Genomic DNA, 12,141 nt, shown 5'->3' on the forward strand with positions numbered 1-12,141 from the left:
GGCACCCGTACTCCTGGCCGTACATCCGTCCGCCCCCGCGGGCGGGACTCGCCTTCCTACGGAGTGAGCGACGTGCCCCAGCCGCAGCCGCGACCACGCACCGGCCGTACCCCCTCCGCCGCCCGTCTGGTCCGCGGCGCGGCCGTCGGCGCCGGTCTGGCCGTGCTTCCGCTGAGCGCGGGATGCAGCGTCGAGGACGACGCGGCCGGCCGGAACAAGGCGTCGAGGACCCCCGCGATCTCAGCCGTCAGCGCCCAGGTGGTGGCGCCCGCGAAGGTCGAGGTCATCGCCGGTCTGACGAACTGCGAGGCGGAGATCCGGGTCGAGGCCGACGAGCTCCGGCAGGGGATCTGCCACACCGCGAAGGCCGACTACCTCATCACCACGTTCCCCGAGGAGCGGTTCCAGCAGACCTGGCTGGACAGCGCCGGCATGTACCAGGCCGACTTCCTGGTGGGCCTGCGCTGGGTGATCAGCGCCGACGTGAAGTCCCTGAAGCGGTTCCGGCCCCAGGTCGGCGGCACCATCGTCCACATGTCCGGCATGGGCCCCAGCTCCGCCCCCAGCCCGTCCTGACGCCTCCCCGGCACGGGAGGGCGGCTATGAGGCGCGCCGGAAGACGGTGGCGGGGCCGATGACCCGCGGGCCGAACTTGTCCCGGACCCGGTCGACGGCCTCCTCCGCCGTCAGCCTCGCCTCACGTGCTGCGTCGAGGCTGATCTGCTCGGCGACCTGGTCGGCGCCGACGAGGTCCTCGCCCTTGAGCGCCAGACCTGTCAGGCGTCCCCGCTGCAGACCGGCGGCGTCCATCAACTGGTAGGCCAGGGTGCGCAGATCGTCGTCGTGCGCGGACGGCGCGGTCAGGCGGCGGGTCCTCTCCCAGCTGCCGTTGCCGGCGAACCGCAGGGACAGCGTCAGCGCTTGGGCCGCCTGGCCGCGCCGGCGGAGCAACTGCCCCAGCTGCACGACCAGGTCCAGCAGGGCGGCGCGCACCCGGGCGCCGTCCAGCGCGTGCCGGGGGAAGGCGTGCCGCACCGTCGCGGAGGCGGGCAGGGCCCGGGGCACGACGGGGCGCGGGTCGATGCCACGGGCGCGGTCGGCGGCGAGGCGGCCGGCCCGGCCTCCCAGCAGGCGCTGCACCGTGGCGGCGGGTACGGCGGCCAGCAGACCGACGCTGTGGATGCCGTAGTCGTACAGTGCTGCCGCCTGGCGTGGGCCGATGCCGTGCAGGGCGTCGACCGGCAGCGTGGCCAGCCAGGCGGCGGCCCGGTCGGGTGCGACGGCCAGCACGCCTCCGGGCTCGGTGATCCTCGCGGAGGCGGTGGCCGCGACGGTGACGGAGGGGCCGATACCGACGCGTACGTCGATGCCGAGGCGGGCCAGGGTCCGCACCCGCAGTACCTCCCCCAGCCGGCGGACGTCGGCGCCGTGGTAGCGCAGAGCGCCCTTCAGCTCCACCAGCGCCGCCGTGGGCGGCAGGGCCTGCACCACCGGCGAGAGGTCCGCCAGCTGGTCGAGAACCTGCCGGTACGCCTCCTCGGGCAGCCGGTCCGGGCACCGCACATGCATCACCGTCGACACCTGACGTGCCCTTTCGCCCGCGCTCATGACACTCACCTCCCACACCTCAGGTTATCGAACATATAATCGAACACGCGAGAGCGCGACGCGGGATCATGAGCATAGAATCAAATGTATGTTCGATGACCTGCCGCCAGACCTGGAGCGCCTGCACACCTTGCGGGTGTGGCACACCCTCTGGCTGAGCCGCGTCAACGCCAAGATCGCGGCTCTGGAGCAACGACAGGCGGAGCAGGAACGCGGCCGCAGGAGCCGGCCCGAGCCGCCGGAGTGGCTCGTCGAACTCGGTATCAGCACAGGGCGCCCACCCGTGCAGGTCCACGCCGGGGACTGCCACATGGCCGGCAAGCGGCGGCGCGCCGTCGAACGCGACGAAGCCCGGCGCCTTCTCACCACCGGCGTCCGCGCCTGCGTCCATTGCCGGCCCGACAGCCGACTGCACATTCTCGACTTATGCGGCCACCCACCCGCCGCCACCGCCGCGCGCACCGGCCACACCCGCCCCACCAGGCCGATCGAACACCCCTACCACCAATGGTTATGCTGCTTGTACGGCAATATGCACCTTTTGCCCGGAAGAGGACCACCCGATGGCCAGCACTCCCCCGCCCCCCGTCACGGAGCCGGACCCGTCGGCGCTGACCTGCGCCGGTGACCTGGTCGGCACCTGTGCGATCTGCCGGCGCAGGACCCACCGGTACGGACGCGGCGGCAGCCCGCTGTGCCAGTGGTGCATGGCCCCCGTCCGGGCGGCATGGGGCCCGGCCGTGCGGTTCACCGACACCCGTGCCTAGGGACCGGCCGACGGCCTTACGGCGCGGGCGAGTGGCCGCGAATCAGCGGAGGTGGCGCGCAGGCGGTCACGCCGGCCCACCGGTGACGGGCATCGGGAGTCCGCGGCCGGGCAGAAGGAGCGCACGGCGCAATCACGAGCAAGGGCGAGGGGCTGGTCGTATGACCGTGGCAGGACGGCAGGGCGGCGGAGGCTCCAGCGGCCTCTACGACGTCCTGGAGCTCATTCTCGACCGGGGACTGGTGATCGACGCGTATGTGCGGGTCTCCCTGATCGGCATCGAGATACTCACGATCGACGTACGGATCGTGGTGGCCAGCATCGACACCTACCTCCGCTTCGCCGAGGCCTGCAACCGCCTCGACCTGGAGGCGGGCCCGCGCAAGCCGGCCGGACTGACCGAACTTCCGGGGAAGCTCATGGAATCCGGCGCTCACGCGAAGACCAAGGGCGTCCTGTCCGGTGCCGCCGAGACGCTCGCCGACGCGTTCCAGCAGGGCCGCGAGGAGGGTCGCCGCAGGTAGGGATTCCGGACGCCCCGGCAGGAGCGCACGTCCGGAGCCGCCCGGACCGCGTTCGGGTCCACCCGCCATCGCCGCCGAGACGCGGCGCCGCCCACCGCCACCGCGCAGACACAACCGTTCGTTGTACCGACCCGCAGGTCGGTTGTTTGATCCCCGCGTGCGTGAACCGCTTGGATGCCGGTGGTCCGAAGTGGGTGTTCCGAGCGGCGGGAGGCGCGGGGGTATGGCGGGGAGGCGGGCGCTGGGGAGGCGGTTCGGCTGGTTGTGGGCGGCGTATGCCGTCAGCGCGTACGGCACCGGCCTGCGGTTCGGCGCGTTCTCCGTGATCGCGGTACTCGTGCTGCACTCCGGCCCGACGCAGGTGGCGGCGCTGGCCGCCGCGGGGCGGGCGGTGGGGGCCCTGGTCGCGGTGCCGCTGGGGCCGTGGGTGGAGTTCCGCCGCAAGCGGCCGGTCATGGTGGCGACGGACCTGATCCGCTGCGCGGCGCTGCTGAGCGTCCCCGCCGCCTACGCCCTGGGCCGGCTCACCTTCTCCCAGCTCCTCGTGGTCTCCGTGGCCGTCGCCGCGGCGGACATCGCCTTCAGGGCGGCCGGCGGCGCCTACCTCAAGGCACTCCTCCCACCGGAGGACCTGCTCGTCGCCAACGGCCGTTTCGAGTCCACGACATGGACGGCGACGGTCGTCGGCCCGCCGCTCGGCGGAGCCGCGATCGGGATGTTCGGGCCGATGACGACCGTGGTGGCCGACGCCCTCAGCTATCTGCTCTCGGCGCTGGGCATCCGCGCCATCGGCGGCGGCGAACCGCGCCCCGCGCGAGCGACCGCGCACCGGCTGCGCGGAGCCGAACTGCTCGAAGGCTGGCGCCACATCCTCGCCCACCCCGTGCTGCGCCCGCTGTTCTTCAACGCGCTCGCCGTCAACGGCCTGATCATGGCGACGGAACCGCTGCTCGCGGTGCTCCTGCTCGGTCCCCTCGGTTTCGCGCCCTGGCAGTACGGTCTCGCCTTCGCGGCCCCCTGCGTCGGCGGCCTGGTGGGCGCACGCCTGGCCCGCCGGCTCGTCACCCGGTTCGGGCTGCACAAGGTCATGCTCACGTCCGGGGCGCTGCGCGCGTGCTGGCCCGTCGGTCTGGCGTTCGTCGGGCCCGGTCTCCCGGGGATCGCGCTCATCATCGCCGTCCAACTCGGCCTGGTGACCTGCTGCGGCCTGTTCAACCCGGTGCTGGCCACCTACCGGCTCGACCACACCGACCCGGACCGGATCGCCCGTACGCTCACCGCGTGGTCGGTCAGCACCAGTACGGCCATCGCGGCGCTCACCGCCGCCTGGGGTGTGCTGGCGGCCGTCGCCGGTACCCGCACCGCGATCGCGGCCGCCGGGGTCCTCCTCCTGGCCACCCCGCTCCTGCTGCCGCGCCGGGAGAGCGCGCCCCGCGGGACGAAGGAACAGGCCGCGCACCTCGCCTGACGGGGCCCGGGCCGTCCACAGGTCCGTGGCAGCGCACGCGGAAGGGGCCCTGACCGGCGGTGACGCCGGTCAGGGCCCCTCGTCGCGGAGAGCTCGCCTCAGCCGTCGTTCTCCGACGACGGGAGGTAGGCGCCCGGCACGTCCTGCGGAGCGAAGATCCTGCTCTCACCGGGGTAGGGCTTCGCCCAGTCGTGCGTCTGGTACCACGTGAAGTGGTTCATCTGCGCGGGGTTGGCGAAGTCGGGAACGGCGTTCGGTCCGGTCAGCCGCTGGTGGGTCTTCCACACGTCCCACTTCGCGGCGAGGTCCCGCTTCGCCGCGGGCACCTTCGCCGACGGCGCGGCCGCCGCCTTCGGGTCCTGCGGCGCCGGGGTGTCCACGCCGCAGGACGGCGGCGTCGCGAGGCCCGCGGTCAGCGAGGTCCGGTTGGGCAGCGCGGTGAACGGCGTGAAGTCCGCCTTCCGGGTGAAGGCGGCGCTCATCGGGCTGGCCGCGCTGTCCTTCTGGTTCATCGGGTGGATCCCGAGGATCTGCTCGATGGTGCGGATCATGGTGATCTGCGAGTAGTAGTGGTTGTCGACGACGCCGTGCCGGGCCCAGGGGCTGATGATCTGGATCGGGGCTCGGTGGCCGTCGACGTGGTCGAGGCCGGCCTGGGAGTCGTCCTCGACCACGAAGATCGCCGAGTCCTTCCAGTACCTGCTGTGCGAGATCTCGTCGACGATCCTGCCGGTCGCGAGGTCGTTGTCCGCTACCTGGGCGGCCGCGTTCGCCGGGCCGCCGGTGTGGTCGCTGGAGAGCCAGAACATGTTCAGGTTCGCCGGCCCGTTCTTCTCGAAGTCCTGCTTCCAGATCTGGGACCGGTAGACGTCCGGGACGCTGGTGTCGAACTTCGGGAAGCCGGGCACCGACACGTCGTTGAGCGACGGGATCGGCGAGGACGAGTGGAGGGGGTAGGCGGTGTCCTGCCCGGTCGCTGCCATGTTCCTGGCGTCGCAGTACAGGTTCTGCCAGCTCGCGTCGGCCGGCTTGGTCAGGAACTGCTGGAACTCGCCGAAGTCCCGCACGGACTTGCCGACCGCCTGCGCGCCGGTCCACAGGAAGCCGGTCCGTTGGTGGCCGAGCGCGTCGTCCTCGGTGTCGTAACTGCGCGCGTACTCACCGGCCGAGGACTCGGTGTACTCCGGATTGTCCGCCTGCATCAGCCAGTTGTGGCCCTCGGCCGAGTTGGTGCCGATGTCGTAGGTGTTGTCGTAGAGGCCGAACTGCCCTGCCAACGCGTGCTGGTTGGGCGTCACGTTCTCGCCGAACTCCGCCAGCGCCGGGTCGCCGTCGCCCTGCGGAAGGTCGCCGAAGAGCTGGTCGTAGGTCCGGTTCTCCTTCACGATGAGGAAGACGTGCTTGATCGTGGAGGGGTCGCCGAGCCGCACGGGCACCGGTACCGGTTTCGCCTTGCCCTTGTCCCGGCCCCGCGCCGCGTCGACCGCGTCGCCGGTCCAGCCGTTCTGCCTGAAGACCTTGGCGGTCTGGGACCTGATGACGCGGTCGCTCGGCAGCGTGAAGTGCTGCACGCTCGACGTCGTGTCGTGGGTGGCGTGCCCGGCGCTGGTCGTGGGGCGGCGGGCGTCGACACCGCGGGTGTTGGACACCACCACGGTGTCGCCGACGGTGGCGATCTCCGCGGGGAAGTAGTCGGTCGGCAGCAGGCCGACGTAACTGACGGGGTCCTGCGGGCCGGTGTACCGGTAGACGGCGACCGCGTCGGCGCGGCCGAGCGTCACCAGCAGGTGCCCGTCGTCGGTGAGGGTGACCGCGTCGGGTTCGTAGCCCACCGACGCCTCCGGCCACGGCCGGGTGGCGATGGTCTGTACGACCTCGTCGCGGGCGGTGTCGATGACCGACACGTCGTTGGTGGCGGTGTTGGTGACGAACACCGCCCCCTTCTTCGCGTACAGCGCGGTGGGGTGCAGACCGACGTCGATGCTCGCGACGGCGTTGGCCGGGTTCGCCAGGTCGATGACACTGACCGTGCCCGTGGTGGTGGCGGCGGTCACCGGGCTCGCCGGAACCTGGGTGTTGTAGGAGTTGATCGTGGTGTCGCCGGGCTTCGCCGGACGCCCGCCCTCGTTGCTGACGTAGAGCTTGGTGCCGACCTCGACCAGGTCACGCGGGGCGTTGCCGACGCTCCAGCTCTGCTGCACGGCCCCGGTCGCCGCGTCGATGGCGACCACCCGGTTCTGGCCGTTGACCGCGGAGTACACGGTGGAGCCGTCGGCGGAGAACACCGCCTCCCCCACCAGCGCGTGCTTGGCGCCGTCCGCCGGGATCTTCACGGTCTTCGGGTCGGCGAGGCTGCCGTCGGCCTTGACGGTGAACCTGGTGTAGCCGTCGGTCTGGCCCAGCCACAGCTGTGAACCGTCGGGCGAGTACGTGGGGCCTTCCTGGCCCACGGCGTTGCCGCTGATGCGCAGGTTCGCCGACGCGGAGTTGCCGACGAGCTGCTGCACCTTCCAGGTCTTCAGGTCCACGATGGACAGGGCCAGCCCGCCGTCGGTGATCGAGGCCGCCAGGTGGCTGCCGTCGGGGCTGACCGAGGACGACATGATCTTGCCGTTGTCGATGACAAGGCGGTCACCGTACGGGGCGATGTACTGGTCGCTGGAGATGACCTGGCCCTGGTCGGTGCTCTGGCCGACCTGCTGGGTGCCGAACTGGTGGGTCTGGGCGAAGGCGGTGCCGGTGGCGGCGAGGGCGACGGCGGTGACGCCCGCGGTCACCAGCGTCGTCCGGCGGCCGATGCGTCTGCCGAAGAAGACGAACTGCTCCTTCTCGACCCGCCGGCGACGGCGCGTTACCTGCATGGTGCTATCCCTTCCGGGTGGTGGAGAGCAGTTCGACGTTGCTGTCGAACTGCCACAACGGGTTGGGTGCGTTGCCGGTCGGTGTCCGCACCAGGAAGTAGCCGTTCACTTCCTTCGGCCCGTCGCCGTCGGCGACGAACCGCCCGTCCGCGGTGATGTCGAGTTGGTAGACGGCCGTCCCCGCGGCCTGAACGCCGGGCAGATGCCAGGTGACGACGCACCGCCAGTCGTTGCCCGCTCCCTCGGCCGTCACCTGGCCGTCGCCCTTGTCGCACACCGCCGTGACCCGCAGCTGCGCCTCGGTGACGTCGGGACGGTTGAGCTGGTCCGTCTGCCGGCGGTAGAGGTGGGCGAACGTCGTGGCGACCGACCGCTGGACCTTGTCCTGCCGGATGCCGGAACCCGTCGCCGGGATGGTGGCGGCGACGACCGCGACGGTGAGTGCGAGCAGCGCGAGCGGCGGCACCAGCCCGGTGGTGATGGCGCGGCGCCCGCCGCCGTCACCGGTGAGGTTGGTGAAGTCCCGCCGCAGGAACAGCAGATACGCCAGCGCGGTGACGGCCATGGCCCACACCAGGCTCACGGCGACGCCGATCAGCAGCGGGCCGAGCTGCACCGGGCCGGTGAACAGCCCATTCCAGGCGATGAAGGCGTAGCCGGGCAGGGCGAGGCGTACCGCCACCGGCAGCGGCAGCATCTGTGCGAGCTGCATGGCCAGCGCGACAAGGGCGGGCAGAAGCAGCCCCATCGGTGAGCGTCCCAGCACGACGGACCCCAGGAGTCCGATCGCGGCGAGGGCCAGGGTGGGCGCGAGGACACACACCCAAGCGAGCACGACCCGGCCGGCGGCGTCCGACGGTGTCAGAATATGGCCGTCGAGACCGACCAGCGGCTGGTCGCCGACGGCCGCCACCCCGCCGGCCGCGCTGGAACAGCCCAGCCCGGCCACGAGCAGCAGGATGACGGTCAGGCTGGCCAGCGCCTTCGCCACGAAGATCCGTCGAGGTGAGCGGACCGCCACGAGCAGATGGCGCCAGGTCCCGAGGCGGTCCTCGGAGGCGAACACGTCACCGGCGACGACCGAGGTCAGCAGCGGAAGCGCCCAGGTGCCCGCGAACCCGAGCACCACCAGCGGTCCGGCCCAGCCCGTGGCATGCATCCAACGGCCGAAGAGGGTGTCGGAGGGCAGGGTGCTCTGCCGGCTCACCGCGGCGACGAAGAGCCCCGGCACGATCCAACAGGCCGACACCGACAGCCGGATGCGCCACTGGGAGACCAGCTTGACCAGTTCGAAGCGGTAGCAGCGGGCCACCGACACGCGGGGCGGGGCGGCGACGCGCCGGTCGGGCAGGGGCATGGTCGCGGTCATCTGCCGGTCTCCTGCTGCTTGTTGCCCGGCTCCTTGTTCCCTGGCCGCCCGGTGTCCGGCCGCTCGGTGAGGGCGAGGAACGCGGCCTCCAACGGCGAGACGACGGGCGCCAGTTCACGCACCGCGATGCCCGCGCGCACGAGCCGCACCACCAGGTCGTCGAGGGCGGGCACCAGCGTGCGCACCAGGAGGACACCGGCATCGCCCGGCGGCCCGGCGTCGGCGAGGACGCGGACGCCCGCCGTGTCGTCGGCCAGCCCGCGGGCGGCCTCCGGGTCGGAGGTGCGCAGCCGGTAGTCGAGTGCACGGCTCTCGGCGGCCAGCTTGCCCAGCGGGCCGGAGAAGACGACACGTCCGGTGGCGACGATGGTGACCTCGGAGCACAGCGCTTCGAGATCGTCCATACGGTGGCTGGAGAGCACCACGCTGGTCCCCTCCGCCGCGAGCCGGGTCAGAACACTGTTGACGTGTCGTTTGCCTGCCGGGTCGAGCCCGTTGGACGGCTCGTCGAGCACGAGCAGCCGGGGCCTGGTGAGCAGGGCGGCCGCGAGTCCGAGCCGCTGGCGCATGCCGAGGGAGAAGCCGCGGGCCCGGTCGCCGGCTACGTCGGTGAGCCCGACCTGGTCGAGCACGTCGTCGACTCCCGCCGTCCGCGCGTCGCGGCCCCGGAGAGCGGCCAGCGCGGCGAGGTTCTGTCGGGCGGTCAGCGAGGGGTAGAGCCCGGGTCCGTCGACGAAACCGGCGACACCCTCGGGTGCGGCGAGCGCCCGCCCGACCGGCGTACCCAGGATGTCGAGACGTCCGCCGTCGGCGACGGCCAGCCCCAGCAGGAGCCCGAGCAGGGTCGTCTTCCCGGCGCCGTTCGGTCCGACCAGGCCGTGGATCTGTCCCTGCGTCACGTCCAGATCGACGCCGTCGAGCGCCACGACGTCACCGAAGCACTTGGTGATCCCACGAGCCCGGACCGCGAGGAGTGTGTCCATGAGTCCCTTCCTCCGCAACCTCCAGGGACCTTAGGGACGGCACACGACGCGGGCACAGGCTGCCGGTTGAACGCGCAGGGAACGGATCGTCAAGGCGTCGGCAAGTGCACGGGCCCAAAGCGCTCGGTATGCAGCCAGACTCGGGCAATACGGCGCGGCACGACCTGCGGCACAACACCCCCAGCGCTCCGGGTCAGTCGAAGAGGGCGACCAGCCCGTTCACCCAGACCGCCAGCATCGCGAGGACCACCACCACGCACCCGACTCCCGCCAGCGCGCCACTCAACGAGCCTTTCCCGGAGCCCGGTTCGGTGTCGTCACCCTGGGCCACCGTGTCCCAGTCGACAGGGCGCCCCAGTGCCTCGGAGCAGGCGCTCCGCACCGCCGCCAGCTGCTTCTCGGCGAAGTCGGAGCGCGCCCGGGACTCGGGCCCACTCCACGCGAGTGCCTTCATCCGCTGGTGAGGTGCCGGGTGCCTCGCCTCGAACGCGGCGGTCTCCGCCGGGTCCCGGTCCGCTTCGAGGTACATCCAGCGCCCCGCCTCGGCGGGCTCGCCGTACAGCCGGTACACCTCGGCGAGGCGGCGACGGAGCGTCAGGTCGTTCGGGAAGGAGGACACCAGCCCGCGCAGACGCTGGCGCGCCATCGGGACACGGCCGGCGGCCAGGTCGGTGTCTATGCGGACGAGGGTCTCGGTGAGCGGCATGAGTACATGATCGACCGAGTCGGTGGGGTGGCTCGACCGGTTTTCGGCGAAGCCGTTCACGGTGTCGGCGTGGCGGATCGGCCTGTTGTGCCGAGGCGGCTCGCTCGTTGCGCCGAGGCGGCTCGACCCGCTGCGGTGAGGCGGCTCGGCCGTCGCGGTGAGGCGGGTGCGATGCGTCGGGCATGCGCTACCGGGGTGGATCGCCGTCCGAGACGTCCACGTCGTCGAAGAGTTCCAGCATCCGGCTCAACACCCGCACGCAGGCGGTGACATCCGCGTCGGTCAGGCTGCCGCTCGCCTGGCGCAGCAGGGCGTGTTCGCGTGCGGTCACGGCGGTGATCGCCGTGCGGCCGTCGTCGGTCAGACGGATCAGGGACGAGCGCTGGTGCGCGGGGTTCGGGATGCTCTCCACGAGACCGCCCGCGGCGGCGTCGTTGACCATCCGCTGGACGAACTGCCGACTCAGCGACTGGGCCCGCCCCATCTGCGGGACGGTCATCGGCCCGTGCTCCCGCAGCAGATCGAGTACGGCGCGTACGCCTACGGAGAGGTCCGGCGCGGCGTCCTGCTCGATCCTGCGCTGGACGCGGCGGTAGAGCGGTCCGACGAGGGCGAAGACCTCCATCAGCCGTTCCGGCAGTTCGTCGGGCGAAAGGTCGCGCTGGATCCCGGTCACTCGGCAATTATGACACCTGAGTTGCCATGATGAACCCAAACATGGCACCTTGGTTGTCATGACCGAGGCTTCGATCTCCTCCCGTACCCCTGGCGCGGACCCCGCGTTCGACACCTTCGCATCGCAGGACGGCAAGCTGGCCTACCGCGACGCCGGCCCCCCTGACGGCCGTCCGCTGGTGTTGCTGCACAGCGGCTTCGCCGACCACACCCAGTTCGACGACCTGACCCCCCGTTTCGTGGCCGAGGGCTACCGGGTCATCGCCCCGGACGCCCGCGGCCACGGGTTCTCCGCGAACGCGAGCGGGCCGTTCCGTCCGACCGACGATCTCGCCGCCCTGCTGCGCCATCTCGACCTCGACGGCCCCTCGACGCTGGTCGGTGTCTCGATGGGCGCGCTCACCGCCGTGGACACCGCGATCGAGCACCCCGAACTCGTCCGCGCCCTGGTCGTGAGCGGCCGCGGGATCGGCGCGCCCGACCTCAGCGACCCCTGGTCCGCGGCGCACCAGCAGGCCCGGGCTGCCGCGCTCGCCGCCGGTGACATCCCGGGCTGGCTCGACGCGTTCGTCCAGTGGGCGGCGGGACCCACCCGCACCCTCGCCGACCTCGCCCCCGACATCACGTCCCACATACGGGAGATGGCGCTGCGCACCCTGACGAAGCACACCCCTGACGAGCCGGACCACTGCGTCCCGGTCCAGGACGTGGCCGCCCGCGCCGGGCGCATCACCGTGCCGGTGCTGGCCGTCGACGGCGCCCTGGACGCGCCAGGCGTCCTGCGGACAGTGACCGCGCTGATGGACACCGTCCCTGACGGACGCAGCACGCGGCTCGAGAACGCCGGCCACTACACGACGATGGAACAACCGGAGGCGTTCGCGCGCATCGTGCTGCGCTTCCTGCGCGAGGTGTACGCCTAGTGCCGTGACCGGGGTGGTTCACCGTGGTCGGGAGACGGCTCACGGGACGGCCTTCGGGCGTGCTGGACGATCCTTTCGCTGCGTGGCAAGCCGAATGCGGCACGTCAACCCGCCCAGTGGGAGGGTGGGTTGGGGCCCTCCGTCCACTCCTTGATCAAGAGGGATCGGAGCAGGTGGCTTGTGCTTCGGGGCCCCTCTCGCCGGGCATTGAACCGTCCAGGACTTCAAGAGCCGGGGGAAGCGTCGTGCGCGAACGGG

General features: G+C 71.7%; 11 protein-coding genes. 5 read left to right on the top strand and 6 right to left on the bottom strand.

Features of this window, described 5'->3' with window-relative positions:
• The first annotated feature begins 72 nt into the window (after window positions 1–72).
• Entirely contained in the window at window positions 73–576 is a 504-nt protein-coding gene (locus ABZT03_RS34180; RefSeq protein ID WP_356046697.1) for a hypothetical protein, read from the top strand.
• A gap of 24 nt (window positions 577–600) precedes the next feature.
• On the opposite strand, the gene ABZT03_RS34185 is transcribed toward ABZT03_RS34180, so the two are convergent.
• On the bottom strand, window positions 601–1,608 hold the full coding sequence (locus ABZT03_RS34185; RefSeq protein WP_356046699.1) for a hypothetical protein: 1,008 nt from the start codon (window positions 1,606–1,608) through the stop codon (window positions 601–603).
• 88 nt (window positions 1,609–1,696) lie between these two features.
• On the opposite strand from ABZT03_RS34185, the gene ABZT03_RS34190 reads away from it, so the two are divergent.
• The 3 genes from ABZT03_RS34190 to ABZT03_RS34200 all read left to right on the top strand — a co-directional run bounded on the left by ABZT03_RS34190 (window position 1,697) and on the right by ABZT03_RS34200 (window position 4,366).
• Complete coding sequence (locus tag ABZT03_RS34190; RefSeq protein WP_356046701.1) at window positions 1,697–2,236, top strand: DUF6233 domain-containing protein; 540 nt, start codon at window positions 1,697–1,699, stop codon at window positions 2,234–2,236.
• 299 nt (window positions 2,237–2,535) lie between these two features.
• The gene (gene gvpJ, locus ABZT03_RS34195) at window positions 2,536–2,898 is read left to right on the top strand and encodes a gas vesicle protein GvpJ (protein WP_356046702.1); all 363 of its coding nucleotides are present in this window, start codon (window positions 2,536–2,538) and stop codon (window positions 2,896–2,898) included.
• 223 nt (window positions 2,899–3,121) lie between these two features.
• Window positions 3,122–4,366, top strand: a complete 1,245-nt coding sequence (locus ABZT03_RS34200) for an MFS transporter (RefSeq protein WP_356046704.1) — start codon at window positions 3,122–3,124, stop codon at window positions 4,364–4,366.
• Between the two features lie 98 nt (window positions 4,367–4,464).
• Here ABZT03_RS34200 and ABZT03_RS34205 read toward each other — a convergent pair whose 3' ends face one another.
• The 5 genes from ABZT03_RS34205 to ABZT03_RS34225 all read right to left on the bottom strand — a co-directional run bounded on the left by ABZT03_RS34205 (window position 4,465) and on the right by ABZT03_RS34225 (window position 10,910).
• A complete protein-coding gene (locus ABZT03_RS34205; protein ID WP_356046706.1) occupies window positions 4,465–7,227 on the bottom strand; it encodes a bifunctional YncE family protein/alkaline phosphatase family protein in 2,763 nt (920 codons plus the stop codon).
• Between the two features lie 4 nt (window positions 7,228–7,231).
• Complete coding sequence (locus tag ABZT03_RS34210) at window positions 7,232–8,596, bottom strand: ABC transporter permease (RefSeq protein ID WP_356046708.1); 1,365 nt, start codon at window positions 8,594–8,596, stop codon at window positions 7,232–7,234.
• Complete coding sequence (locus tag ABZT03_RS34215; protein ID WP_356046710.1) at window positions 8,593–9,579, bottom strand: ABC transporter ATP-binding protein; 987 nt, start codon at window positions 9,577–9,579, stop codon at window positions 8,593–8,595. Before ABZT03_RS34215 ends, ABZT03_RS34210 begins: the two co-directional genes overlap by 4 nt.
• A gap of 193 nt (window positions 9,580–9,772) precedes the next feature.
• Window positions 9,773–10,285, bottom strand: coding sequence for a DUF6584 family protein (locus tag ABZT03_RS34220; protein WP_356046712.1), 513 nt, complete (start codon window positions 10,283–10,285; stop codon window positions 9,773–9,775).
• A gap of 187 nt (window positions 10,286–10,472) precedes the next feature.
• Window positions 10,473–10,910: a MarR family transcriptional regulator gene (locus tag ABZT03_RS34225; RefSeq protein ID WP_356046716.1), complete on the bottom strand. Its 438-nt coding sequence runs from the start codon at window positions 10,908–10,910 to the stop codon at window positions 10,473–10,475.
• Window positions 10,911–11,019: 109 nt separating this feature from the next.
• On the opposite strand from ABZT03_RS34225, the gene ABZT03_RS34230 reads away from it, so the two are divergent.
• Window positions 11,020–11,883: an alpha/beta hydrolase gene (locus ABZT03_RS34230; RefSeq protein ID WP_356046714.1), complete on the top strand. Its 864-nt coding sequence runs from the start codon at window positions 11,020–11,022 to the stop codon at window positions 11,881–11,883.
• The last annotated feature ends 258 nt before the right edge of the window (window positions 11,884–12,141 follow it).

It is taken from the genome of Streptomyces sp. NPDC005574, assembly GCF_040605435.1.
GTDB lineage: Bacteria > Actinomycetota > Actinomycetes > Streptomycetales > Streptomycetaceae > Streptomyces.

Bases quoted from the DNA above. Each gene is read 5' to 3' on its own strand.
- ABZT03_RS34190 (WP_356046701.1), top strand. From the start codon at position 1,697: ATGTTCGATGACCTGCCGCCAGACCTGGAGCGCCTGCACACCTTGCGG.
- ABZT03_RS34220 (WP_356046712.1), bottom strand. From the start codon at position 10,285: ATGCCGCTCACCGAGACCCTCGTCCGCATAGACACCGACCTGGCCGCC.
- ABZT03_RS34185 (WP_356046699.1), bottom strand. From the start codon at position 1,608: ATGAGCGCGGGCGAAAGGGCACGTCAGGTGTCGACGGTGATGCATGTG.
- ABZT03_RS34230 (WP_356046714.1), top strand. From the start codon at position 11,020: ATGACCGAGGCTTCGATCTCCTCCCGTACCCCTGGCGCGGACCCCGCG.
- ABZT03_RS34215 (WP_356046710.1), bottom strand. From the start codon at position 9,579: ATGGACACACTCCTCGCGGTCCGGGCTCGTGGGATCACCAAGTGCTTC.
- gvpJ (WP_356046702.1), top strand. From the start codon at position 2,536: ATGACCGTGGCAGGACGGCAGGGCGGCGGAGGCTCCAGCGGCCTCTAC.
- ABZT03_RS34200 (WP_356046704.1), top strand. From the start codon at position 3,122: ATGGCGGGGAGGCGGGCGCTGGGGAGGCGGTTCGGCTGGTTGTGGGCG.
- ABZT03_RS34225 (WP_356046716.1), bottom strand. From the start codon at position 10,910: ATGGAGGTCTTCGCCCTCGTCGGACCGCTCTACCGCCGCGTCCAGCGC.
- ABZT03_RS34205 (WP_356046706.1), bottom strand. From the start codon at position 7,227: ATGCAGGTAACGCGCCGTCGCCGGCGGGTCGAGAAGGAGCAGTTCGTC.
- ABZT03_RS34210 (WP_356046708.1), bottom strand. From the start codon at position 8,596: ATGACCGCGACCATGCCCCTGCCCGACCGGCGCGTCGCCGCCCCGCCC.